Genomic DNA, 20,421 nt, shown 5'->3' with positions numbered 1-20,421 from the left:
GCTGGCCTAAAAGTCCGCACTGAAGGTCACCAATGCGCCCATATCGTCGGGGCTATTTGCAAAGTGGCCGGGATCGTGCCGGTAGAACAGGCTGGCGGCGGCGTTGCCCCACAGCGCCGGCCCGCGCCAGGCAATTTCGCCGGTCACTTCACGCCCCTTGGGTGACAGGTTGAGGCGGCGGATGCCGTAAGTCGGGCTCTCCGTCGCATAATCATAGGCGACAGGCAGTTCGAGGTTCAGCCCTCCGCCCGACACGCGCAGGGGCTGGCTGACCCGCAGGCCGAGCGTGTCGCCTGGTTCAAACGTGCCGCTGTGTGTCAGGTCGAGCGACCAGGCATTGCTGTCGATGCGGGAGCCGCTGGCGATCACCCCGCCACCTTGCGGCACGGTGAAACCCTGCCGCCATGATGCGCCCAATTGCCAGTTCGCACCGAAATTGCGGCGCAGGCCAAGGTCGATGAAGGCGCTGTCCGCGCCGCTGCCCGCCAGCGCCTGGTGGAAATATCCGCCGAGGATAGTGCTGTCTTCCTGCAGCCAGGTCAGCGACAAGGTGGAGGCGACACCAGCCAGATCCCGGTCGAGCGCAAGCCCCATGCTGCGTAGCGGGCGATGCTCGCGCATACCGGCCATTATGTCCCCGGCCCGGCGCGCGCTACCCAGCCACGCTTCGCCAGAATCGGCAAACAGCGTAATTCCAAGCGGGCCGAGCTCGCGCCGCAACGCCAGCGAGAGGTCGGTGCTGCGGAAGAAACCGCTGTCGCCCCGCGCCTCCTGCGCGATCAGGAAGGCAGGCCTGTCCCCGCCCTGCAACTGCGCAACCATCCCTTCCGCTCCCTGCGCGAAAGCGAAGCCGACCTGCATGTCAGGCGCGATCCGCGCCGCCACGCGCGCGGCCAATACCTTCGCTGCAAGCGCATCTTCGGGCGACATCTGCAGCGGCTCTGCCCAGCCAAGCCCGGCTGCACGCGGACCATCCGCCACCGTGAAAGCCAGCGACAGACCTTTCCGCCCGGCGGAAAGCGCATGACCCTGCCGCTCAACCGCATTGCGCAGCCGCTGCGTCACGGTCGCGCCACGTTGCCGTGTGGTGAGATCATAGCCATAGGCACGGTCATATTTGTCGAGGATCACGGTCGAGAGCGATTGTGTACCGGGCGCGTCTCCCATCGCGCTCGATCCTACCAGCACGTCGTCAGCCAATGCCAGCGAGTTACCGGTCCCGGCCAGCGTCGTCGTCCCGGCAGGAGCAATGGCGGCGGCAATGTCGAGAATGCCGCGACCGTAGGTCGAATCTGCCCCGACAGCACCTACGTCGAGCGCGGAATCGAGCAGAATTTGCACGATTTCCTGCCCGGTAAGATTGGGGAACGCCTGCGCCAGCAGTGCTACTGCGCCCGAAACCTGCGGTACGGAAAAGCTGGTGCCCGAAAACAGCGTTACGAATTGCTGCCCGTTGATCGTTTCCACGAATATCTGGCCATTGTCGTAAACGCAGCAGATCGCCTCGCCGCGTGCAGACAGATAGGAGGCGGACTGGCTTCCCGCGCGATTGCTGAAACTGGATATGATGCCATTCTCGTCCACCGATCCGGCGATGATGACATTGCCGCCGCCAGCCTGCAGCAGGCTGGTGGCGAAGGCTTCCGGCTCGTTCGGATCGACCGAAGGATCGGATCCGTCGCCTTCATTGCCCGCCGCTACAACCACCACCACACCGGCATTGGACGCGCGCGTCACCGCATCCAGCAGTACTTGCGTTGCGGCCCCTCCGCCCAGGCTGATATTGACCACTGCCGCACCTGAGCTGACCGCAAGATCGATACCCGCAGCGATATTGACATCGTCGAACTGGCAACCAAGCGACGGGTCCTGCGGTGTATCGGTGCCGCATGTGCCCGGATCGTCCGCCCTGATCGCCAGAATCTGCGCGTCAAAGGCGATGCCCAGTATGCCCGTGCCGTCACGCGCAGCAGCCGCGACCATCGCTACATTGGTGCCGTGATCGTCAGTCCCGTCAATCCCGCGATTGCCAACAATATCGGTGGACGCCGAGTGGATACGCCCGGCAAATTCGGGGCTGTCGGAATCGATCCCGCTGTCGATCACCGCGATGATGGAACCGTCACCCGTAATTCCGTCTTCCCAGGCAGTAATGGCGTTGTGGAATGCCGGCCCTTCAGACGTCCGATACTCCTCCGTATTGAAGCCGGTCGGAGTGGGAGTGGGAGTCGGTGTAGGCGTAGGCGTTGGTGTCGGCGTTGGGCTCGGCGTCGGGGCTGGAGCCGGTGTGCTCACAGCTCTGCTTCCGCCTCCGCCGCAAGCGGTCAGCAGGCCAAAGGCCGAAACGGCAGCAATCATCCTGACGCGAAGGGGGCAAAGAGCGTGATACGTCATAGTTCGACCTAGTAACCAGCCCCCGTTAACTATCTGGATAAGTGCAATGTTACCGGACGCGCAAGGATTTCCACGGCCGGTCAAAGCAATTCGCGCAAACTGTTGCCTTGCCGCCCCGGTCAGCCAAGGCTAGCAGCGCCAGCATTGTTCATTTTGCCGCCGTGGAGCCACAATGTCCGAAGAACTCGCAAACACCATCGAAGCAGCCTGGGAACGTCGAGACGAGGTTAATCCCGGCAGCATGGATGTGCGCGAAGCGGTCAATGCCGCGCTGGAAATGCTCGACAGCGGCAGTGCGCGCGTCGCCGAGCCTGACGGCAAAGGAGGCTGGCAGGTCAATCAATGGCTCAAGAAGGCCGTGTTGCTCTCGTTCCGCCTCAGCGAAAATCGCGTGATGGAAGGCGGTTCCGCCGGCGCGGCCGCGTTCGACAAGGTTCCCTCCAAATTCGCGGGATGGGGCGATAGCCGATTTTCCGAAGCCGGTTTCCGCGTCGTCCCCGGCGCGATTGCGCGGCGCGGCAGCTATATCGGCAAGGGCGTGGTGTTGATGCCCAGCTTCGTCAATATCGGCGCCTATGTCGATGAAGGAACCATGGTCGATACCTGGGCTTCGATCGGCAGCTGCGCCCAAATCGGCAAGAACTGCCACATCTCGGCCGGCACCGGAATCGGCGGCGTACTCGAACCGATGCAGGCCAACCCGACCATCATCGGTGACAATTGCTTTATCGGCGCGCGTTCGGAAATTGTTGAAGGCGTGATCGTGGGCGAAGGCTGCGTCGTTGCCATGGGCGTATTCATCACGCAGTCCACCAAGATCGTGAATCGCGACACGGGTGAGATCATCACCGGCCGCATTCCGCCCTACAGCGTGGTCGTGCCTGGCTCTCTCCCCGGCAAGCCGCTGCCCGATGGTAGCCCCGGCCCCTCGCTCGCCTGCGCCGTGATCGTGAAGACGGTGGACGCGCAAACGCGCTCCAAGACCGGCATCAACGATCTGCTGCGCGACTGATACCGGCCTGCACCTGGCGGAACATTCATCGCGGCTAACCGTATCCACTCTGGGACGAACACGTGCCAGGATGTTCGGGAGAGCGGCAATGGAACGCCACGGTGATGAAATTCATATCAATGAAGTCGAGGTAAGCGGCGGCTCCAAGGAAGGAGTTGGGCGCTGGGTCCTGGGCGTGGGCCTCTTGCTCGCAGTCATAGTCCTGTCGCTGATGTGGATCATCCCCGCGCTGTCGAATCAGAGCTAGGAACTCTGTCTATTCGGACTTAACCGGGGTTTCGATCGGCGGCACATCGCGCTGGCTGGCGGTATGGCGCTCCGCTTCGCGCAAGACGCGCAGGACATTGCGCGAAGCAATCATTTCAAGCTCCGCTTGCGAATAGCCGCGTCTTGCCAGTTCGATGAACAGCGCGGGATAGCCTGAGACATCTTCCATACCTTCCGGTCCGGCGGCCATCCCGTCGTAATCGCCACCGATTCCGATATGTTCGACCCCCACCACTTCGCGGATGTGATCGATATGATCGGCCATTTGCGAGACCGTCGCGACCGGCGTTTCATGGGCATCGTCCCAGGCGGCCAGCGCTTCTTTCACCTTGTCCGGCTGGCCCTGCCACAGCGCCTTGAGCCGGGCTTCCTCTGCCTGTCGCCGCGAATACCAGACGCGCTGATCTTCGCTGATATAGCCCGGCAGTGCGACCACCATCACCACGCCGCCATTCTGCTTGAGCCGCGCAAGCACGCTGTCAGGCACATTGCGTGCATGACCGTTGATCGCGCGCGCGCCGGAATGGCTGAAGATCACCGGCGCCCGCGCCACATCGAGCGCGTCGTGCATGGTCTCTTCACTGACATGGCTGAGATCGACCAGCATGCCGAGCCGGTTCATCTCACGCACCACATCCTTGCCGAAATCGGTCAACCCGCCATGCTGCGGCGTGTCGGTCGCGCTGTCGGCCCAGTCCATCTTCTTTGAGTGCGTCAGCGTCATATAGCGCACACCGAGGGCATGGAACTGGCGCAGCACGGCGAGGCTGTTGGAGATGGCGTAGCCGCCCTCCATGCCGAGCATGGACGCAATCCGCCCCTCCGAAACCGCAGCTTCCACCTCATCCGCCGTGCGCGCGAAGGCAAGGTCGTTGGGATAGCGGCCGATCAGGCGCTTCATCACGTCGATCTGCTCCAACACCGCAACGGTGGCTTCCGCATCGGGCAGGCCGGCCGAGACATAAACGGACCAGAACTGGGCCCCTACGTGCCCCTGCCGCAGGCGCGGGATATCGGTATGCATTCCGCCTTCGCTCCAGCCGTTGGGAGGCGCGTCAGCGGTATTGGTGAAGTCAAAATCCGCAATCATGTTGCGATAGCGGTCGCGCAACTGCTCGGGCACGTCATTATGTCCGTCGAACACGGGGGCGGCCTCCAGCGCAGCTTTTGCCACATCTTCAGGCGCTTGCTGTGCCATGGCGGGTGCGGCAACCAGACCCATTGCGAGCAGGCAGGCAAGATATTTCATCGGTGGTGTCTCCGCGAATTGCACCTATGCTGATCGCCACTCTAGTGGTGCAGTGCAAGGGGACAAGCGATTACGGCACAGGATTTCATCGATCGGCTTGGCCTCGCCCCGCATCCCGAGGGCGGGTGGTATCGCGAGACATGGCGCGGGCCGGATAATGGTAGCGGGCGGTCTGTCGGCACCGCGATCCTGTTCCTGCTGGAAAGCGGCCAGCGATCGCATTGGCACCGGGTCGATGCGCATGAGCTGTGGCTGTGGCAGGCAGGCGATCCGCTCGCGCTTCTCACTTCCGCCCGGGACGAGGGACCGCAAACGCACGTGGTGCTGGGGCCGGACCTCGAATCGGGTCAGCGCTTTCAATGTGTCGTCAATGCGGGCGAATGGCAGGCTGCCCAGCCGATTGAGGATGGCGGCTCGCGCACTGCCGGATACACGCTGGTGTCGTGCGTGGTGACGCCGGGCTTCGACTTCGCCGGCTTCGAGCTTGCCGTGCCCGGCTGGCAGCCAGGCTAGAAAGGGTTGGCCAGCGGCGCGCATCATCGACACGCGCCGCCAGAACCGTTCAGATCAGCTGAGGTGCTTGGAAACCGCAGCAGTCATCTTGAACATCGAAATCTGGGCATTGCCGATGACGGCGCCCAGCTTGGCATCGGGATTGATCTGCCGCTTGTCCTGCGAATCCTGCAGGCCGTTGGCCTTGATGTAATCCCACACCTTGGATGTGACTTGAGCGCGGGTCATCGGACCCTTGCCAATCACATTCTCCAAATCCGACGACAGAGTCACCGGTTTTTGCAGTGCGTTGTTGCCAGCCATGATCAGTTCCTTTCCTTGTTATGGCCGTTTCTATTAGAATTCGTCATCCACCCAGTCGTCTTCGCCATCTTCCGACGGGGTGTATTGGGCGACCAGCAATGCGCTGGCGATGACATGCCCATCCAGAGCTGCCAGCAACTCGTCCCGGCTCGCCCCAGGCATCAGGGTGAGCGGCAGATCGAGTGCAAACAGCTGGAATACGAAAGTGTGTGTTTCGCCAATGGGAAGATCGGGCAGCAACCATTCGGAGTTGCCGAGCGCATTCTTCCCTGTGCGCGGGGGAACCTCGCCTTCGAGCAGCTTTCCGCGCTGCCCGGACAGGCCCCAGACAAGCCAGTGACAGCGCGCATCGCTGGTGGCATCTTCCACGATCACGGCCAGTTCCTGCGTCCCGGGAGGCGGAGCGGTCCATTCAAGCGGCGGAGCGACCGCGTCTTCTTCGTTCGCGGTAAAGCAGGGATCGAGTTCTTCCCCCGCATTGAATGCCGGGCTCGTCAGCTTGAGGCCACCCTTGCCCAGACCGCGCTCGTCACCCAACCGCACCACAGCCAGCCCCGCATTGCGCGCGGCAGGTGGAAGGGCGGCGTTGAGCCAATCGGGCACGGTATTCACGGAAAATCTCCTCCTCTAGCTGGCGCACAGTGCTAGGCGTTCAAGGGAGGCGTGGCGAGGCAGGTGGGCGGTGTTTGCACCGGTTTTCCCCGTAAACTGTGCCAAATGCGCGCCAATCGGCCACAATTTCCCCTTCGAAGAGGCGATTGGCGATTGCCCATTGTCAGTTCAGGCTGCATTCTGACACGGTTAGTTACTGGAAACGCCGCTATTTTGGGCTGGAGAGAATCACGATGAGTATGGGTCGCGCTATGCTTTCTGGAACGCTTGCTGTTGCACTTGCCGCCTGTGGCGGGGGTGGAAGCGGTAGCGGCGGCGGCGGGCCGATTGCGGGCGGCGGCGGAACACCGACACCAACCCCAACCCCTGCGCAATGTTCGCTGGCCGATCGCCAGGACTGGACGCTTTCGGTGATGAACGAGTGGTACCTCTTCCCCGACCTGCTCGATACCGGCGTCAATCCGTCGGACCACGACACGGTGCAGGACTATATCGACGCTCTCGTCAAACCGGCACGCGATCAGAACAAGGATCGCTTTTTCACCTACATCACCTCGATCGAGGAAGAGAATGCACTGATCAATTCCGGCTCCAGCGCGGGATTCGGCATTCGCCTCGGCTATGACACGGTGAACAACCGCGTATTCGTGATCGAGGCATTCGAAGATGCGCCCGGCCTCGACGCCGGGCTCGATCGCGGAACCGAATTGCTGTCGATCGGTACTAGCAGCACGAATCTGCAGACCGTATCCTCGCTGATGGCGTCTGGCGGCCCGCAAGCGGTGATCGACGCGCTCGGCCCCTCCGATCCGGGCGTGACCCGCGTGATCCAGTTCCGGACTGCGGGCGGCGTCACGAGCGAACAGAGCATCGCCAAGGCGGACTACGCTCTCGATCCGATCTCCGACCGATATGGCGTCAAGATCTTCGATGATGGTGGCAAGAAGGTCGGCTATCTCAACCTGCGGACATTCATTGTCAGCGGTGCGTCGAGCCAGCTGCGCGATGCATTCCAGCAGTTCAAGGATCAGGGCGTCACCGAGCTGATCATCGATCTGCGCTACAATGGCGGCGGGCTCGTCAGCGTAGCCGAAACCCTTGGCGACCTTCTGGGCGCGGACAAGGTCGGCCAGGTATTCAGCCACACCGTCCTGCGCGACAGCAAGTCGAGCGAGAACTCGACAGAGCTTTTCGAGAGCGAGTCCAGCGCGATCGCGCCCACCAAGATTGCCTTCATCGGCCGCGGCGGTACAGCTTCGGCCAGCGAGCTGGTCGCCAATTCGATGATCCCTTACCTCGGCGCCAACACTGCGCTGATTGGCACCAATACCTATGGCAAGCCGGTCGGCCAGTACGGGTTCGATCGCGACGCATGCGACGACCGGCTGCGTGTAATCGCCTTCAAGACCACCAATCGCGACGACCAGGGCGAATATTTTGACGGGCTCGCCAGCGTATTCCCGAATACCTGCAGCGCGGGGGACGACATTTTCACCCAGTTCGGTGACGTGAACGAAAGCTCGATCAAGGTTGCGCTCGATTTCCTTGCCGGGCGAAGCTGTACCTCAATTACAGACGCCGGGGGGCTGCGGACCACCGCCAGCGCCGGCGCACGGCAGGAACTGCTCCAGCCCGAACGGCCCAATGCCGCGCAACACCGGATACCGGGCCTGTTCTGACCGCCGCCCGTTAGGCCGGGCCCGGCGGTACGGGCGCTATTCGCGGCCGCTGTCGCCCGTGCGGAACAGGAATGCCAGGAACGCGATCGCAAGCAGGGCATCGGCTGTCAGCACGGCCTGGATTACCCAATTGCCGCCTTCGCCAAACTCGCCCGGCGCGAGAAGTGCGACCACGCCCAGCTTGCCGAGCACCCCGGCCCAGAGCACGGGGCCATAGCGCAAGGGATCTGTCGAGACCTGAAAATAGATCACGCCGAACGCAAAGATGAGCAGGCCGATGATCCGCCCATCCACAGTCGCTTCAGGCACCAGCATTCCCGCCAGCCCGACCAGGGCATTGAACAGCGCCGCAACCACGAACAGCCGCTTCCAGCCTGCCGAAACCTCACCATATCTACCCGTCATGTTCATTCATCCCCCGAATCTGGTCCCATATCCGGCTCTGAATATGGATTGCTGTCGCTATAGCCGCACCCGAACAATATCGCCTCGCCCAAAGTGAGCGTTGCGGTAAAGGGATAGGTCCTGTCACTCATCCCGTCATTGCAGGTTCCCGGTGTCACCGCCACCTGCAGCGGTTTGCCACCTAGCTCGCCGGAGAAGCCTAGCCCTCCATTGCCTGCGAACCGCGTAACCGCCACCGCATCGCCATCGATATTCTCAGGCGTGGAATAGGTCAGCACATCGCCCTGGATCGTCGCGCTCCAGAAGGGTTCTGTTCCGCTGAGACGAACCACTTCCTCCTCGCCGATTCCGTCGAACACCGGCACATCGCCGGGCTTGGGTTGCGGGCTGGAATTACAGCCGCCCAACGCCAGTGCGAGCACCAGGGCTGCCATATTCGTGAAGCGCATCGAAATCCCTCCTGCAGGAAAGTTACACATGAAACCCAGGCAATTACAAGAAGAGCGCGACGATCTTGCGACTTCGGACCGCTGACCTACTTGCCTGCCGCAATCTTCATGGCGCTGGCCACACGGCCAGCCAGGCGCTAGGGGCCATCGGACAATGAAACGATAGGACCGACATGAGTTCCGACGAAGAATACGTTTATGACGAGGAAAGCGGCGAATGGATGCCGCAATCCGAATATGACGCGAAGCAGGCCGCTGCCAGCCAGGTCGAAGTGCGCGATGCGGTCGGCAATCTCCTTTCCGACGGCGACCAGGTGACGCTGATCAAGGATCTGGAAGTCAAGGGCGCTGGCCAAACGCTGAAGCAGGGCACGCTGATCAAGTCGATCCGGCTGACCGGCGATCCGCAGGAAATCGACTGCAAATATCCCGGCATCAAGGGCCTGGTCCTGCGCGCGGAGTTTGTGAAGAAGCGCTGAGCGCGCCGGGATCACCCCTCGCCAGAATCCTGCCCCGGTGCCCTGAGTTCCCGCATCGCTTCGATGAAATTGGCATAATCGCCATAGTCGCGGTGCGACACGACCTTGCCGTCCTCGACCCGGATCATCGCGACAAAGGGCATGCTGGTGGAAACAACATTGCCGTCTGCAAAGTTCAACGTCCACGAAAGCGTGCCTTCATAGAGCGCCATGTTGCCCGAATGGATCGCACGGTCCTGGGCAAAGCTCATCTGGCTGATCGAGGCGTAACCCTTGCGGAACTTCTCCATGATTGCCGCACGCCCTTCTGTCGGCGGGTTGCCGAACAAGAGCTCGGCGGTCGGATCGGCGAAGCTCGCATCCTCTGCCAGCAGCGGCTCGAGGCCATCCCAGTCGAGCGCGATGTAATCCGCGAAATAGGCATCCGCGACGGAAGCGGTCGCCTTGCCCGCGTCGAGATAGGTCTCGCCCGGCCGGCCTTCCGCAGCCTGGGCCAGCGCGGGAATGGCAAGCGCAACTGCAGCAAGAGCGAAGCGCGCATTTCTGAAAATCGTCATGACAGGCAATCCCCCGGTCCCATGCAAAGATCTGCAACGGCACGGGTTCAAACCGCATGCAGGCGGCGCGGCAAGGCGAGTTCTGCGGACGCGCGAACCGGACCGATGAACGGCGAGAGCCCGCCCGGCCCCCGATCCGCCGCCGCGCCTATAACCGCATCGTGCCTTTCTGCGGTTCGGGCAAGCCATAGGTCGTTTCGGTCAGCCGCGCGCCCACCGCTTCCAGCGCCGCGCGCCGCTCGGCCGGTTTGACTCCGAACTGCGCCCGTTCGAACTCGGCCAACCGCTCGAACACGGGGTGCGACAGCATGCGCGAAACAAAGCCCGCCGCGCGCGGCCAGCGCTGCGCATCCACCTCATATCCGGCATATTGCGCATTGCGGAAGAAGCTCGCGATCGCAACATCCGCCAGCCCGACCTCGCCGAAGATAAACCCGTCCTGCGGCAGCTCGCCCTCGAGATAGTCGAGCACAGAGGGAATACCGACATTCAGCGCATCCTCGATCCGCGCGGCATCGCCCGGCTCGTGCCACACGATGGGGTGGACCACCTTCTGGTAGAACAGGTCCCAGATGAACACGTCGCCCATGCGCGTATCGGCGAATTCCTCCAGCCAGCGCGCCCGCGCGCGATCGGCTGGAGTGGCGGGCAGCAGCGGATGCCGATCGGGATAGGCCTCCTCGATCCAGGCGCAGATCACCGAACTGTCGGACAGCGCCAGATCGCCCTGGATCAGCACCGGGATGCGCCGCAGCGGTGAGAGCCGCGTGAACTCCTCATTGCCATAGAAGGGCGTGATCGGATCGATTTCGAACTCGATCCCCTTCAGCATCAGGCAGGCCAGCACCTTGCGGACATAGGGGCTGACATAGCTGCCCACGATCGTAACTTCGGCCGTCTCGCTCATGCCAATGGCTCCCTCTTTCCTGCGCAGCGCCTCTGGAATGTGCATATGGTGCGCGGCGAGGGATTAGGGAAGAGGAGGAGACGAGCAGAAAGGGGTGTGTAGAAAAGGCTCGCGCCAATCCTTCGTCACCCCGGACCTGATCGGGAGTCCTGCCGCCCTTCACTCGCACGATCACGAAACCAGTTCGCTAGCAGCATGGGCGAGAAGGGTTTCGACAGCGCTTCCCGGTGTAAACGAGAGGGCCTCCAGTTTCTGGCTGAGGAACAGCGACTTCGCGCCGTCAACCTCAATCGGCTTGCGCCGAATCTCAATTTTCACTAGTGCAGCCCCAAATTAACTCAGACAAGATTCGGGTTGAGGTTGCTGATGGTATTGAGTGCACGTGCGTGTGGACAGGCGATGTTTGTCGCCATTGCGGCTTTGAGCCTGAGTGCTTGCGGAGGCGGCGATAGCGGGGGGTCTCCAACCCCTACAGCCACCGCGACGCCAACGCCCACACCGACCCCGACGCCGACGCCGACGCCTTCTCCCGCAAGCCTGGAGTCGCTTGGGACGCCGCAAGAGGTCGTCCAGTTGCTGGCGCCGGGGATCAACCTTGGCAATACGCTCGATGCCGTGAATACCTGGGGCAGCCCTCCCTATTCAGAATCTCAGGAGACGGTCTGGGGCAATCCCGTGGCGAACCAGGCGATCTTCGATGGCTATGCCGCCGCCGGGTTCAAAAGCGTGCGCATCCCGGTCAGCTGGGACCAATATTCGCAGGCTGATGCCACCATCGCGCCGTTCTGGTTGGCCCGCGTCAAGGAAGTCGTCGATTATGCGCGGAACGCCGGCCTCTACGTAATCATCAACGTGCACCACGATGCGCTGACGCCCGACAATGCCAACAAGGACGCTCATACCGCCAAGCTGAAGTCATACTGGACGCAGATCGGCGACTATTTCAAGGATTACGACAACCATCTGCTGTTCGCGGGCACCAATGAAGTGCACATGCCCGATGTCTGGACAGCGCCCACGGCAGAGAACTGCGCGGTGCAGAATGGTTTCAACCAGGCTTTCGTAGACGCGGTGCGGGATACCGGCGGCAACAACGGCTCGCGCAGTTTGGTCGTGCAGCTTTACGTAACCAATATCGATTGGGGTCCGGAGCTGTGCAACCAGGACGTGTTGCCGACCGACACGATCTCCGACCGGTTGATGGTGGAAATGCACTGGTATGACCCGTTTGACTTCACCATTAACGGCGACAATTTGAACATCTGGCAGTGGGGCGCCCTCGCAACGGACCCATCAGCTGTCGAGACCTGGGCCCACGAGGCCCATTCACGCGCTGAATTTGACAAGGCGAAGACCACTTTCACCGACAAGGGTGTGCCGGTGATCATGGGCGAGTTCGGTGCTTACCCCAAAGCCTCCGGCGCGGGGAAAGGCGTGGAAACCTACACCAATTACTGGGCGCAGTATAACACCTTTGCATCGGTCGCGCGGAACATCGTTCCTATGTGGTGGGATACGGGCGCAATCATCGATCGCAATACTGGAGCGGTAAAGCAGCCCGACCTGCTCGATGCGCTCAAGAACGGCATGACGACGGATCCGCAGCCTCCGTCAACAAAAGGCGTAAACGGCAGCTAGGCCCTAAAGCGCCATTTCCGTTGCGATCAAGCGGCCGGCGCAAATGCCGGCTGCTTACGCCGGGCCATCACCCGCGGGCATATAGAGATCGCCGCCCTCGCGGTATTTCTCGGCCATCTCCTCCATGCCCTTGAGCGCGGCTTCGCGGCTCGCGGCAGCGGCTTCAGCCCCGCTCTGCATGCTGGCGATGAAGCCGTCTGCGCCCTGGTTCTGCTTCGCGGCAAAGTCTCGCACGTCTTGGCTGATCTTCATCGAGCAGAACTTGGGCCCACACATACTGCAGAAATGGGCCGTCTTGGCACCTTCAGCCGGCAAGGTCTGGTCATGATATTGCTCGGCCGTATCGGGATCGAGGCTTAGGTTGAACTGGTCGCGCCAGCGGAACTCGAAGCGCGCCTTGCTCAGCGCGTCGTCGCGCAGCTTGGCCGCCGGATGCCCCTTGGCAAGGTCCGCCGCATGGGCGGCGAGCTTGTAGGTAACCACGCCCACTTTCACATCGTCCCGATCGGGCAGGCCAAGGTGCTCCTTGGGCGTGACGTAGCAAAGCATCGCGGTGCCGTACCAGCCGATCTGCGCCGCGCCGATGCCGCTGGTGATGTGGTCGTAACCGGGCGCGATATCGGTGACGAGCGGGCCAAGCGTGTAGAAGGGCGCTTCGCCGCACACCTCCAGCTGCTTGTCCATATTCTCCTTGATCTTGTGCATGGGCACATGGCCCGGCCCCTCGATCATCACCTGCACATCCTGCTTCCAGGCGCGGTGGGTGAGCTCGCCAAGGGTGTAGAGCTCGGCGAATTGGGCCTCGTCATTGGCGTCCGCGATGGAGCCGGGGCGCAGTCCGTCGCCCAGCGAATAGGCGATGTCATAGGCCTTCATGATCTCGCTGATCTCGTCGAAGTGCTCGTAAAGGAAGCTCTCCTTGTGATGCGCGAGGCACCATTTCGCCATGATGCTGCCACCGCGGCTGACGATGCCCGTCACACGCTTGGCAGCGAGTGGGACATAGGGCAGGCGCACGCCAGCGTGGATGGTGAAATAGTCGACGCCCTGTTCGGCCTGCTCGATCAGCGTGTCGCGGAAGATCTCCCACGTCAGCTCCTCGGCAATGCCGCCAACCTTCTCCAGCGCCTGATAGATCGGCACAGTGCCGATCGGGACGGGCGAGTTGCGGATGATCCATTCGCGCGTGTCGTGGATGTTGCGGCCCGTGCTGAGGTCCATGACGGTGTCCGCGCCCCAGCGGATCGACCAGACCATCTTGTCGACTTCGGATGCGACGTCGCTCGCCACCGCGCTATTGCCGATATTGGCGTTGATCTTGACCAGGAAATTGCGCCCGATCGCCATCGGCTCGGTTTCCGGGTGGTTGATGTTGCTGGGGATGATCGCCCGGCCGCGCGCGACCTCGCTCCGCACGAATTCGGGCGTGATCTCGAGCGGGATTTCCGCGCCCCAGCTCTGCCCTTCGGGCATTTGCGCCAGCGCCGCACGGCCCAGGTTCTCGCGCTCTGCGACATATTCCATCTCGGGCGTGATGATCCCGCGTCGGGCATAGTGCATTTGGCTGACATTCGCGCCTGCTTTGGCGCGCAGCGGGCGCTTCACCACATGCGGGAACGGGGGAACGCCGCCTGAGCGATCGGGGCCGAGCTGGCCGTTATCTTCGGGCTTCACCTGCCGCGCCTCATATTCCTCGACATCGCCGCGCGCCATGATCCATTCGCGGCGCAGGGCGGGCAGGCCCGCCTGGATGTCGATGTTCGCATCCGGATCGGTATAGGGGCCGGAAGTGTCATAGACCCGCACGCTAGGCTCGTCGCCCTCGAGGTCGATCTCGCGCATGGCGACGCGGATGCCCGAACCGGTACGCGCGCCGACATGGACCTTGCGGCTGCCGCGGATCGGCCCGGTCGTCACGCCAATTTCGAACTGGGAATTGATGTCTGCCATGCGAAGTCTCTCTCTTTCAATCATGCTCGAGAGGGAACTTCCGGCTGTCCTGAGATAAACACAGGACAAACCACCCGCTCCCTCCGCCGGTTTTCTAATGGTTTGCATGTCGAAGAGCCGAAAACCGGTTCCCACTTTTCGGCGCCATGCAAACGGCCGGATCAGGTTCGACGGGTCGGACGCAGCCACGCGCCCCTCTCAGCCACAAGCTGGCTCCCCGGGGATGGCGAAGATGTAGGCGGTTGGCGAAGCGAGGGCAAGCGTAGCGGAGAGGTGATCGCCTTCAGCCCATGCCGAGTGGATCGCGTTGAGGGCCGATGCGCGTCTCATGCGACGCTTGACGAATCGATAACTCAATGGTTATTGATCGAATCAATAGCCAGAGAGTTATGGATTATGGAACTTCAATCTCATGAGATTCTCTTCAGGGCGCTCTCCGATCCGACGCGGCGCGCCCTGTTCGAACGGCTTTGCCGGGACGGCGCGCAGACCGTTCGGGCGCTCACCGATCAGGCGGGCGTTTCACAACCGGCCGTTTCCAAGCACCTCGCAGCCCTGAAGCGGGCAGGCCTGGTCAACAACCGGCATGAGGGCCGCCTGACACACTACAGCGCCCAACCCGCTGCGCTGGCGCCGCTTGCGGACTGGACGGCTCGGATGACGGAATTCTGGGAAACCCGGCTCGATGGCCTCGAAGATCTGCTGAACAGGATGGACCAGTGAAACCAGATGACAATGAAACACGCCATGTCGTTGTGGAGCGGGAGTTCTCGCATCCACCGGAGAAGGTCTGGCGCGCGCTTACCCAGCCACATCTAATCGAGGAGTGGCTGATGAAGAACGATTTCCAGCTGGCAATCGGCCATAGTTTCCATCTTCATGGCGATTGGGGCGGCGTGCTGGATTGCGAAGTCCTGGCCATCGAGCAGGGGAAAATGCTCAGCTACAGCTGGAACCTGACCCACGACGACCCCGCTTTCGATTTGAGAAGCGTCGTGACCTTTACACTCGCTCCGGTCCCGACCGGCACTCGCCTGCGGGTGGAGCAGGCGGGCTTTCGGCCCGATCAGCCCCAGGCCTATGGCGGGGCGAAGTCCGGATGGCCGCGCCTGCTGTCCAGCCTCGAACAGCTTCTCGACCGGACAGAATGACCTTGGTCATCCCGGCAGTGGTTCACCCCCGATAGCTGCACACCCACCATGGAGGATTCATTGCGCATGAACAGGTTCATACGATCGGCCCACCGCTGGCTTTCGATCGCCTTCACCGCGGCGGTCATCGCCAATTTCGTTGCCATGGCGCTGGGCGAGCCGCCGGCATGGATCGTCTATTCGCCATTGCCTCCGCTTTTCCTGCTGATGTTCAGCGGCCTCTACATGTTCGCCTTGCCGTATCTGGCGGGGACGAGAAAGCACACCGCCCAATGACGCGACGATGACCGACATGACTGACGAAGTGACACCGCCCGCCTTGATCGATGCCAGAATTGCAGCCGTCAGCGGCTGGAAAGGCGAGACTTTGGCTAGAGTGCGCACACTCATCAGGGAGGCTGACCCCGAAGTTGTGGAAGCGATCAAATGGCGCAAGCCGTCAAACCCGGCAGGCGTTCCGGTATGGGAGCACGACGGCATCATTTGCACCGCCGATGCGTTCAAGGCCTATGTGAAGGTCACCTTCGCCAAAGGCGCGATGCTCGATGATCCATGCGGTGTCTTCAATGCCGGCCTCGAGGGGAAGGCGATGCGCGCCATAAATCTTACAGAAGGTGCATCGCTGAATGAGGACGCGTTCAAGGCGATCATTCGCAGCGCGGTCGCTTTCAATTCGCGGCGCCGGGGCAACTGACTCCAGGCCGGGTGCAGGAGTTTCCGCGATCCCCTGCGCATGGGCCCAGATGTTGTTTTCGATCTTCGCTTAAAGCCCCAACTCCGTCAGGCCCGGATGATCTTGGGGGCGGATGCCCTGTTCCCAGTGAAACAGTCGCTCTCCCTCCGCGATCGGCACATCGTTGATGCTGGCGATGCGGCGCGCCATCAGCCCGTTTTCGGCAAACTCCCAATTCTCATTGCCATAGGCGCGCCACCACGATCCGGTCTCGTCGCGGAACTCATAGGCAAAGCGCACCGCAATGCGGCTGCCGGTAAAGGCCCACAATTCCTTGATCAGGCGATAGTCCCGCTCAGCCTTCCATTTGCGGGTCAGGAAGGCCTCGATCTCCGCGCGCCCCCGGAGAAAGTCGCTCCGGTTCCGCCAGCGGCTGTCGGGCGTATAGGCGAGCGCAACGCGGGCCGGATCGCGTGTGTTCCAGGCGTCCTCCGCCGCGCGGACCTTGGCGATTGCCGTCTCGCGGGTGAAGGGCGGCAGGGGCGGTCTCGTTTCGGACATGGCTGTGTTCCGTTTTGGCGGGATCAGGACAGGGGTGTAGCGAACTCGACCCGGATGCCGCCGGGAATGGAGCAGAGGAAATGGCGCGCCGACGAACCTTCGAGAATTGAGGAAGGATCGCATTCGATCTCGACATCCGGTCTGGTCGACAGGGCACCAAAAAGGTCATCGAGTGCGGCATGATCCTCAATCCTGAACGCAATGTGGTGCAGCCCGGCATTGCGATGGCGGTCGAACGGCACGAAGCCATCCATGTCCTTCACCTGCCACAAGGTGATCAGCGTAGTGCCGTCAGACACGAATTTGGCCGGATAATCGGGAACTCCTCCAATCTCGGTGAAGCCTAGCACTCCAGTGAAGAATCCGTATGTGGCATCGAGATCGGGGGTGGTCAGGCCCACGTGGTGGACACCCATTGTCTTGGCATTGGTCATGGTCGTAACTCCTGTGGTTTGGTTTCTCGGTGCAGTCTTTCCCGCCGGTCAGTCTCCACGCAGCGCTGCCAGTTCGGCGCGCAACCCGTCGCGTTCGGCGATGATCGGTTGAAGCAGAGCCTCGATCTCGGGCTCGGTGAAGCGGCGCGTGATGTGCTGCGGACAGTTCCAGTCCCAGCCGACGAGGTCAAAAATATAGGCGCGCTCGGGCAGCGCCTTGTAGCCATCGGGCATCAGCGTTGTGACAAGTCGGGCGTCCTCATCGCGCGTTACCACTCGCGCATGGGCGAGTAGCTTCAGGCGCCTGCGCCCAGCATAGTCCATCAGGAAGATCGAAACGCGCGGCTCCACCATGATGTTTGCGGTGGAGACATGCTGCCGGTTGCCGCGAAAATCGGCCATGCCGAGTTGCGTCTCGCCAATAACCTTCAGGAACCCGCGCGGACCGCCACGATGCTGGACATAGGGCCAGCCGCCCTCGGTCACGCTCGCAATGTAGAATGAATCGCGCGCAGCAATGAACTCGCGCTCTTTCTCGGTGAGTTCATCGGGCTTGCCATCGGCCCCCGCCTCCATCCGCGCATAGGCTTCGCGCGAACCATCGGCCTCCTGCAACGCGCGCATGGAGGGCGTGAACAGGGTATGGATGTAGTTGCGCGCCATAGGCTTGCCTCACCTGTCGAGCGGCTGCGGATCATCCGCGGGCCGACGAGAACTTGGACTATTTCATTTCAACTATTGTGATAATATGGCATCTTTGAACTAGATAATTTCAGATTGTGAAAGATATGGATCGCCTGCAGTGCCTTGAGATCTTCGTCAATGTTGCGCGGTCGGGTGGCTTTGCGCCTGCGGCACGCCGGCTCGGCATTTCGCCGCCCAGCGCCACGCGCGGCGTGGCCGAACTGGAAGAGCGGCTGGGCACACAATTGTTCCATCGCACCACGCGATCGGTCCGCCTGACGGATTCGGGCCGGGACTTCCTGCCGCAGGCGGAGCGAATCCTTGCCGATCTCGACCAGGCTGAACGATCGCTGGCAGGGCGCACAGGCGAACCGCGCGGCACTCTGTTCGTGACTGCGCCGGTCATGTTTGGACGCCTGCATGTGCTGCCGGTGATCGGAGAGATGATCGAGGCGCATGAGGATCTGGATGCGCGGCTGCTGCTGGTCGATCGCAACATACGCATTGTCGAAGAAGGCATCGACGTCGCAGTGCGGATCGGCCCATTGAAAGATTCGAGTTTGCACGCCGCGCATATTGCCGATGTGCGTCCGGTGCTGGTTGCCAGCCCATCCTATCTCGCGCGCTTCGGGACACCCAGATCGGCAGCAGATCTGGAATCACATCACCGCATTGCGACAACGGGTGCGCGGGCACAGACGCAATGGCGCGCCTTGGGGAAAGCGGCGGGTACCCCCGCACGAATGCAGCTCAACACGGTGGATTCAATTATTGCGGCTGCCGAAGCGGGGCTCGGCATTGCCAGCCTGCTATCCTATCAGGTCGACGCGGCCTTGCGGCTGGGCCGACTTGTCGAACTGGGCGGCATTGAACAAGTCGATTGGCTGCCGGTCAGCCTGCTGTTTGGTGAAGGACGCGCGCGAACGCCTGCAGTGCGGCTGTTTATCGACCTTATGCGTGAGGCCGCCCGCCGCGAAGTGGGCATGGCGCAATAGACTTGGCTCCGCACCTATAATCGCACCAATGCAACGGCAATCAGCGCCGCGCCCATCAGAGCGGAAAATGCGGCCCATCCGCGCCCTGAAGCGGTGGTAAGCATAGCCCTTGCCATTCTTGCGAAGGGCCCGGGAAAGGCGAGCATCACACACCCTTCGATAGCCATGCCGCCACCCATCACGGTTACGAGGATCGAAAGCCAGTCAGCCGGATTCCAAGGCGATGCAAGATAGATCAGCCCGCCTGTCGCGATACAGACGATCCCGGTCAGGAATCCCAGCGCGGTGTTGGTTTCCAGCCCCTCGATCAGCCTGGCCCAATAGCCCGGATTGAAGAACTCGCCGATCGAGGCTGATAGCGCGTAGAGCCCCATGAACAGGGCGATCCAGGCGGGAATGTCGTGATATTCTGCCATCAGCCGAAGCGCATCATTCCCGCGCCGGCCAGCACGACACCGGCGACAAGCGTTACTGCCGGCCACAAGCGCTGAAGCGCGGCGAGGTTCTTGAGCCAGGTCTGGAAGTAGAGGTCCGATATCGCCATGACGACCAGCGCTTCGATCATCATCAGCCCGCCCAGCACCTTCATCACGGTCGAAAGCAGGTCGTTCGCGTCCCACGGATTGAGCAGATAGATCACCGCGCCAATGAACAGTTCGACAAAGCCGCACAGCAGCTTGAGCGCAGGGGATTGGTCGATTTCCTCAACCATGGTTCGCCATGTACCGGGCTGGCGCAGCGCACCGATCGCAATGGCGATGCAGAACAGGCCCAACAGGGTCGCGCTCCATGCGACCGGATCGATTGCAGCATTCATATTCCCGGCTCTCCTCTCCAATAGTCCGGCGATCAGCCCGCTTCGGCCATCGCCTGTTTGCCCGCCCCGCTGGGACACCTGCCCGCATAATGGAACTCGGCCCCGTCTAGATCGATGTTCGGGATCTGGTCCCGCTCGGCCCAATAATCCTGATTATGCCGCCATTCGGGCTTGTCGCCGCTGCGCGGCATCTTGTCGAGCCCGCGCATCAAATAGCCGGGATTGAAATTGTCCGCTTCGATCCATGGCTGGATCTCCATCCCCTCGTCCTCGGGACGGGGCTTCACTTCAACCCGCGCGACGCCCTTGGCGTCCATATGGTTGAGCAGGCCGCAGACGAAATCACCCAGCATGTCGACGCGCAAGGTCCAGCTTGCACGGAAATAGCCCATCACCCAGGCCATATTGGGCACGCCGGTGAACATCATGCCGCGGTAGGTCACGGTATCATGCCAGTCGACCGGCTCACCATCGACAACGAATGGGATGTCGCCCATCACCGAAAGGCGAAAGCCGGTGGCGGCCACGATCAGGTCGGCCTCGATCTCTTCGCCCGAAGCGGTTCGCACGCCGTTTTCGGTGAAGCGGTCGAGAGCGTCGGTCACGACAGTGAGCTTGCCCGCTACCGCCGCGCGGAACACGTCGCCTTCGGGGCAGAAAGCCAGCCGCTGCTGCCATGGCCGGTATTTCGG

At 62.0% G+C, this 20,421-nt stretch carries 27 protein-coding genes and 1 pseudogene; 11 read left to right on the top strand and 17 right to left on the bottom strand.

All coding sequences use genetic code 11. The annotated features are described in order from the left end of the window. Positions 1-6 precede the first annotated feature (6 nt). On the bottom strand, positions 7-2,358 hold the full coding sequence (locus ACQY6C_RS12655) for a S8 family peptidase (RefSeq protein WP_427969275.1): 2,352 nt from the start codon (positions 2,356-2,358) through the stop codon (positions 7-9). A 208-nt stretch (positions 2,359-2,566) separates the two neighbouring features. Between ACQY6C_RS12655 and dapD the strand changes: the two genes are divergently transcribed. Together dapD and ACQY6C_RS12645 are read left to right on the top strand one after the other, a co-directional pair. After that, positions 2,567-3,406, top strand: coding sequence for a 2,3,4,5-tetrahydropyridine-2,6-dicarboxylate N-succinyltransferase (gene dapD, locus ACQY6C_RS12650; protein WP_427969273.1), 840 nt, complete (start codon positions 2,567-2,569; stop codon positions 3,404-3,406). 88 nt (positions 3,407-3,494) lie between these two features. Continuing rightward, a complete protein-coding gene (locus ACQY6C_RS12645; protein ID WP_427969271.1) occupies positions 3,495-3,653 on the top strand; it encodes a hypothetical protein in 159 nt (52 codons plus the stop codon). 9 nt (positions 3,654-3,662) lie between these two features. Here ACQY6C_RS12645 and ACQY6C_RS12640 read toward each other — a convergent pair whose 3' ends face one another. Next, a complete protein-coding gene (locus tag ACQY6C_RS12640) occupies positions 3,663-4,922 on the bottom strand; it encodes a dipeptidase (protein ID WP_427969269.1) in 1,260 nt (419 codons plus the stop codon). A 69-nt stretch (positions 4,923-4,991) separates the two neighbouring features. Between ACQY6C_RS12640 and ACQY6C_RS12635 the strand changes: the two genes are divergently transcribed. Continuing rightward, entirely contained in the window at positions 4,992-5,435 is a 444-nt protein-coding gene (locus tag ACQY6C_RS12635) for a cupin domain-containing protein (RefSeq protein ID WP_427969325.1), read from the top strand. A 54-nt stretch (positions 5,436-5,489) separates the two neighbouring features. Here ACQY6C_RS12635 and ACQY6C_RS12630 read toward each other — a convergent pair whose 3' ends face one another. Then, a complete protein-coding gene (locus ACQY6C_RS12630; protein WP_427969267.1) occupies positions 5,490-5,738 on the bottom strand; it encodes an SWIB/MDM2 domain-containing protein in 249 nt (82 codons plus the stop codon). A 33-nt stretch (positions 5,739-5,771) separates the two neighbouring features. After that, a complete protein-coding gene (locus ACQY6C_RS12625) occupies positions 5,772-6,350 on the bottom strand; it encodes a YbhB/YbcL family Raf kinase inhibitor-like protein (RefSeq protein ID WP_427969265.1) in 579 nt (192 codons plus the stop codon). 233 nt (positions 6,351-6,583) lie between these two features. Here ACQY6C_RS12625 and ACQY6C_RS12620 point away from each other — a divergent pair, with 233 nt between their 5' ends. Next, positions 6,584-8,029: a S41 family peptidase gene (locus tag ACQY6C_RS12620; RefSeq protein WP_427969263.1), complete on the top strand. Its 1,446-nt coding sequence runs from the start codon at positions 6,584-6,586 to the stop codon at positions 8,027-8,029. Positions 8,030-8,065: 36 nt separating this feature from the next. Here the strand turns inward: ACQY6C_RS12620 and ACQY6C_RS12615 are convergent, their stop codons facing one another. Both ACQY6C_RS12615 and ACQY6C_RS12610 read right to left on the bottom strand, forming a co-directional pair. Continuing rightward, positions 8,066-8,434, bottom strand: a complete 369-nt coding sequence (locus ACQY6C_RS12615) for a hypothetical protein (RefSeq protein ID WP_427969262.1) — start codon at positions 8,432-8,434, stop codon at positions 8,066-8,068. Positions 8,435-8,436: 2 nt separating this feature from the next. Further along, a complete protein-coding gene (locus ACQY6C_RS12610; RefSeq protein WP_427969260.1) occupies positions 8,437-8,883 on the bottom strand; it encodes a COG3650 family protein in 447 nt (148 codons plus the stop codon). A 173-nt stretch (positions 8,884-9,056) separates the two neighbouring features. Between ACQY6C_RS12610 and ACQY6C_RS12605 the strand changes: the two genes are divergently transcribed. Beyond that, positions 9,057-9,362 carry an alkylphosphonate utilization protein gene (locus tag ACQY6C_RS12605; protein ID WP_427969258.1) on the top strand — a complete coding sequence of 102 codons (306 nt, stop codon included), beginning with the start codon at positions 9,057-9,059 and terminating at the stop codon, positions 9,360-9,362. Between the two features lie 11 nt (positions 9,363-9,373). On the opposite strand, the gene ACQY6C_RS12600 is transcribed toward ACQY6C_RS12605, so the two are convergent. The 3 genes from ACQY6C_RS12600 to ACQY6C_RS12590 form a co-directional block, all read right to left on the bottom strand. Beyond that, positions 9,374-9,919: a nuclear transport factor 2 family protein gene (locus ACQY6C_RS12600; protein WP_427969256.1), complete on the bottom strand. Its 546-nt coding sequence runs from the start codon at positions 9,917-9,919 to the stop codon at positions 9,374-9,376. A 148-nt stretch (positions 9,920-10,067) separates the two neighbouring features. Next, positions 10,068-10,826 (bottom strand): glutathione S-transferase family protein, encoded by a 759-nt coding sequence (locus ACQY6C_RS12595; RefSeq protein WP_427969254.1) that lies wholly within the window; start codon positions 10,824-10,826, stop codon positions 10,068-10,070. A 171-nt stretch (positions 10,827-10,997) separates the two neighbouring features. Beyond that, positions 10,998-11,144 carry a hypothetical protein gene (locus ACQY6C_RS12590; protein WP_427969252.1) on the bottom strand — a complete coding sequence of 49 codons (147 nt, stop codon included), beginning with the start codon at positions 11,142-11,144 and terminating at the stop codon, positions 10,998-11,000. Positions 11,145-11,225: 81 nt separating this feature from the next. Here ACQY6C_RS12590 and ACQY6C_RS12585 point away from each other — a divergent pair, with 81 nt between their 5' ends. Next, positions 11,226-12,464: a glycoside hydrolase family 5 protein gene (locus ACQY6C_RS12585; RefSeq protein ID WP_427969250.1), complete on the top strand. Its 1,239-nt coding sequence runs from the start codon at positions 11,226-11,228 to the stop codon at positions 12,462-12,464. Between the two features lie 54 nt (positions 12,465-12,518). Here the strand turns inward: ACQY6C_RS12585 and thiC are convergent, their stop codons facing one another. After that, on the bottom strand, positions 12,519-14,414 hold the full coding sequence (gene thiC, locus ACQY6C_RS12580) for a phosphomethylpyrimidine synthase ThiC (protein ID WP_427969248.1): 1,896 nt from the start codon (positions 14,412-14,414) through the stop codon (positions 12,519-12,521). 198 nt (positions 14,415-14,612) lie between these two features. Beyond that, positions 14,613-14,744, bottom strand: coding sequence for a hypothetical protein (locus tag ACQY6C_RS12575; protein WP_427969246.1), 132 nt, complete (start codon positions 14,742-14,744; stop codon positions 14,613-14,615). 66 nt (positions 14,745-14,810) lie between these two features. Between ACQY6C_RS12575 and ACQY6C_RS12570 the strand changes: the two genes are divergently transcribed. From ACQY6C_RS12570 to ACQY6C_RS12555, 4 genes are all read left to right on the top strand, one after another. Beyond that, the gene (locus ACQY6C_RS12570; protein ID WP_427969244.1) at positions 14,811-15,137 is read left to right on the top strand and encodes an ArsR/SmtB family transcription factor; all 327 of its coding nucleotides are present in this window, start codon (positions 14,811-14,813) and stop codon (positions 15,135-15,137) included. Continuing rightward, on the top strand, positions 15,134-15,565 hold the full coding sequence (locus tag ACQY6C_RS12565; RefSeq protein WP_427969242.1) for an SRPBCC family protein: 432 nt from the start codon (positions 15,134-15,136) through the stop codon (positions 15,563-15,565). The genes ACQY6C_RS12570 and ACQY6C_RS12565 overlap by 4 nt, the downstream gene beginning before the upstream one ends. 66 nt (positions 15,566-15,631) lie before the next feature. Beyond that, complete coding sequence (locus ACQY6C_RS12560) at positions 15,632-15,841, top strand: hypothetical protein (protein WP_427969240.1); 210 nt, start codon at positions 15,632-15,634, stop codon at positions 15,839-15,841. A gap of 7 nt (positions 15,842-15,848) precedes the next feature. Continuing rightward, positions 15,849-16,259: a DUF1801 domain-containing protein gene (locus ACQY6C_RS12555; RefSeq protein ID WP_427969238.1), complete on the top strand. Its 411-nt coding sequence runs from the start codon at positions 15,849-15,851 to the stop codon at positions 16,257-16,259. A 69-nt stretch (positions 16,260-16,328) separates the two neighbouring features. Here the strand turns inward: ACQY6C_RS12555 and ACQY6C_RS12550 are convergent, their stop codons facing one another. From ACQY6C_RS12550 to ACQY6C_RS12540, 3 genes are read right to left on the bottom strand one after another with little or no spacing between them, the layout of a single operon-like run. Further along, positions 16,329-16,799: a DUF1348 family protein gene (locus ACQY6C_RS12550; RefSeq protein WP_427969236.1), complete on the bottom strand. Its 471-nt coding sequence runs from the start codon at positions 16,797-16,799 to the stop codon at positions 16,329-16,331. A gap of 23 nt (positions 16,800-16,822) precedes the next feature. Then, positions 16,823-17,233 (bottom strand): VOC family protein, encoded by a 411-nt coding sequence (locus ACQY6C_RS12545; protein ID WP_427969235.1) that lies wholly within the window; start codon positions 17,231-17,233, stop codon positions 16,823-16,825. 48 nt (positions 17,234-17,281) lie between these two features. Further along, positions 17,282-17,896, bottom strand: coding sequence for a pyridoxamine 5'-phosphate oxidase family protein (locus tag ACQY6C_RS12540; protein WP_427969234.1), 615 nt, complete (start codon positions 17,894-17,896; stop codon positions 17,282-17,284). Positions 17,897-18,021: 125 nt separating this feature from the next. On the opposite strand from ACQY6C_RS12540, the gene ACQY6C_RS12535 reads away from it, so the two are divergent. Continuing rightward, positions 18,022-18,912, top strand: coding sequence for a LysR family transcriptional regulator (locus ACQY6C_RS12535; protein ID WP_427969232.1), 891 nt, complete (start codon positions 18,022-18,024; stop codon positions 18,910-18,912). Positions 18,913-18,926: 14 nt separating this feature from the next. Here the strand turns inward: ACQY6C_RS12535 and ACQY6C_RS12530 are convergent, their stop codons facing one another. The 3 genes and pseudogenes from ACQY6C_RS12530 to ACQY6C_RS12520 all read right to left on the bottom strand — a co-directional run. Continuing rightward, a complete protein-coding gene (locus tag ACQY6C_RS12530; protein WP_427969230.1) occupies positions 18,927-19,328 on the bottom strand; it encodes a hypothetical protein in 402 nt (133 codons plus the stop codon). Next, positions 19,328-19,729 (bottom strand): hypothetical protein, encoded by a 402-nt coding sequence (locus ACQY6C_RS12525; protein WP_427969228.1) that lies wholly within the window; start codon positions 19,727-19,729, stop codon positions 19,328-19,330. Before ACQY6C_RS12525 ends, ACQY6C_RS12530 begins: the two co-directional genes overlap by 1 nt. Before the next feature lie 32 nt (positions 19,730-19,761). Continuing rightward, positions 19,762-20,421 (bottom strand): annotated as a pseudogene (locus tag ACQY6C_RS12520) (FAD-containing monooxygenase EthA); the annotation flags it as partial.

Origin of the sequence: Altererythrobacter sp. (genome assembly GCF_050299635.1) — a bacterium.
Lineage (GTDB): Bacteria > Pseudomonadota > Alphaproteobacteria > Sphingomonadales > Sphingomonadaceae > Erythrobacter.
This window is presented reverse-complemented; position numbering and strand designations above follow the sequence as displayed.

Excerpts from the sequence above, each read along its gene's own strand:
- ACQY6C_RS12655 (WP_427969275.1), bottom strand. The coding sequence starts at position 2,358 with ATGATTGCTGCCGTTTCGGCCTTTGGCCTGCTGACCGCTTGCGGCGGA.
- dapD (WP_427969273.1), top strand. The coding sequence starts at position 2,567 with ATGTCCGAAGAACTCGCAAACACCATCGAAGCAGCCTGGGAACGTCGA.
- ACQY6C_RS12645 (WP_427969271.1), top strand. The coding sequence starts at position 3,495 with ATGGAACGCCACGGTGATGAAATTCATATCAATGAAGTCGAGGTAAGC.
- ACQY6C_RS12640 (WP_427969269.1), bottom strand. The coding sequence starts at position 4,922 with ATGAAATATCTTGCCTGCCTGCTCGCAATGGGTCTGGTTGCCGCACCC.
- ACQY6C_RS12630 (WP_427969267.1), bottom strand. The coding sequence starts at position 5,738 with ATGGCTGGCAACAACGCACTGCAAAAACCGGTGACTCTGTCGTCGGAT.
- ACQY6C_RS12620 (WP_427969263.1), top strand. The coding sequence starts at position 6,584 with ATGAGTATGGGTCGCGCTATGCTTTCTGGAACGCTTGCTGTTGCACTT.
- ACQY6C_RS12615 (WP_427969262.1), bottom strand. The coding sequence starts at position 8,434 with ATGACGGGTAGATATGGTGAGGTTTCGGCAGGCTGGAAGCGGCTGTTC.
- ACQY6C_RS12610 (WP_427969260.1), bottom strand. The coding sequence starts at position 8,883 with ATGCGCTTCACGAATATGGCAGCCCTGGTGCTCGCACTGGCGTTGGGC.
- ACQY6C_RS12605 (WP_427969258.1), top strand. The coding sequence starts at position 9,057 with ATGAGTTCCGACGAAGAATACGTTTATGACGAGGAAAGCGGCGAATGG.
- ACQY6C_RS12600 (WP_427969256.1), bottom strand. The coding sequence starts at position 9,919 with ATGACGATTTTCAGAAATGCGCGCTTCGCTCTTGCTGCAGTTGCGCTT.
- ACQY6C_RS12595 (WP_427969254.1), bottom strand. The coding sequence starts at position 10,826 with ATGAGCGAGACGGCCGAAGTTACGATCGTGGGCAGCTATGTCAGCCCC.
- ACQY6C_RS12585 (WP_427969250.1), top strand. The coding sequence starts at position 11,226 with ATGTTTGTCGCCATTGCGGCTTTGAGCCTGAGTGCTTGCGGAGGCGGC.
- thiC (WP_427969248.1), bottom strand. The coding sequence starts at position 14,414 with ATGGCAGACATCAATTCCCAGTTCGAAATTGGCGTGACGACCGGGCCG.
- ACQY6C_RS12575 (WP_427969246.1), bottom strand. The coding sequence starts at position 14,744 with ATGAGACGCGCATCGGCCCTCAACGCGATCCACTCGGCATGGGCTGAA.
- ACQY6C_RS12570 (WP_427969244.1), top strand. The coding sequence starts at position 14,811 with ATGGAACTTCAATCTCATGAGATTCTCTTCAGGGCGCTCTCCGATCCG.
- ACQY6C_RS12560 (WP_427969240.1), top strand. The coding sequence starts at position 15,632 with ATGAACAGGTTCATACGATCGGCCCACCGCTGGCTTTCGATCGCCTTC.
- ACQY6C_RS12555 (WP_427969238.1), top strand. The coding sequence starts at position 15,849 with ATGACCGACATGACTGACGAAGTGACACCGCCCGCCTTGATCGATGCC.
- ACQY6C_RS12550 (WP_427969236.1), bottom strand. The coding sequence starts at position 16,799 with ATGTCCGAAACGAGACCGCCCCTGCCGCCCTTCACCCGCGAGACGGCA.
- ACQY6C_RS12545 (WP_427969235.1), bottom strand. The coding sequence starts at position 17,233 with ATGACCAATGCCAAGACAATGGGTGTCCACCACGTGGGCCTGACCACC.
- ACQY6C_RS12540 (WP_427969234.1), bottom strand. The coding sequence starts at position 17,896 with ATGGCGCGCAACTACATCCATACCCTGTTCACGCCCTCCATGCGCGCG.
- ACQY6C_RS12535 (WP_427969232.1), top strand. The coding sequence starts at position 18,022 with ATGGATCGCCTGCAGTGCCTTGAGATCTTCGTCAATGTTGCGCGGTCG.
- ACQY6C_RS12530 (WP_427969230.1), bottom strand. The coding sequence starts at position 19,328 with ATGGCAGAATATCACGACATTCCCGCCTGGATCGCCCTGTTCATGGGG.
- ACQY6C_RS12525 (WP_427969228.1), bottom strand. The coding sequence starts at position 19,729 with ATGAATGCTGCAATCGATCCGGTCGCATGGAGCGCGACCCTGTTGGGC.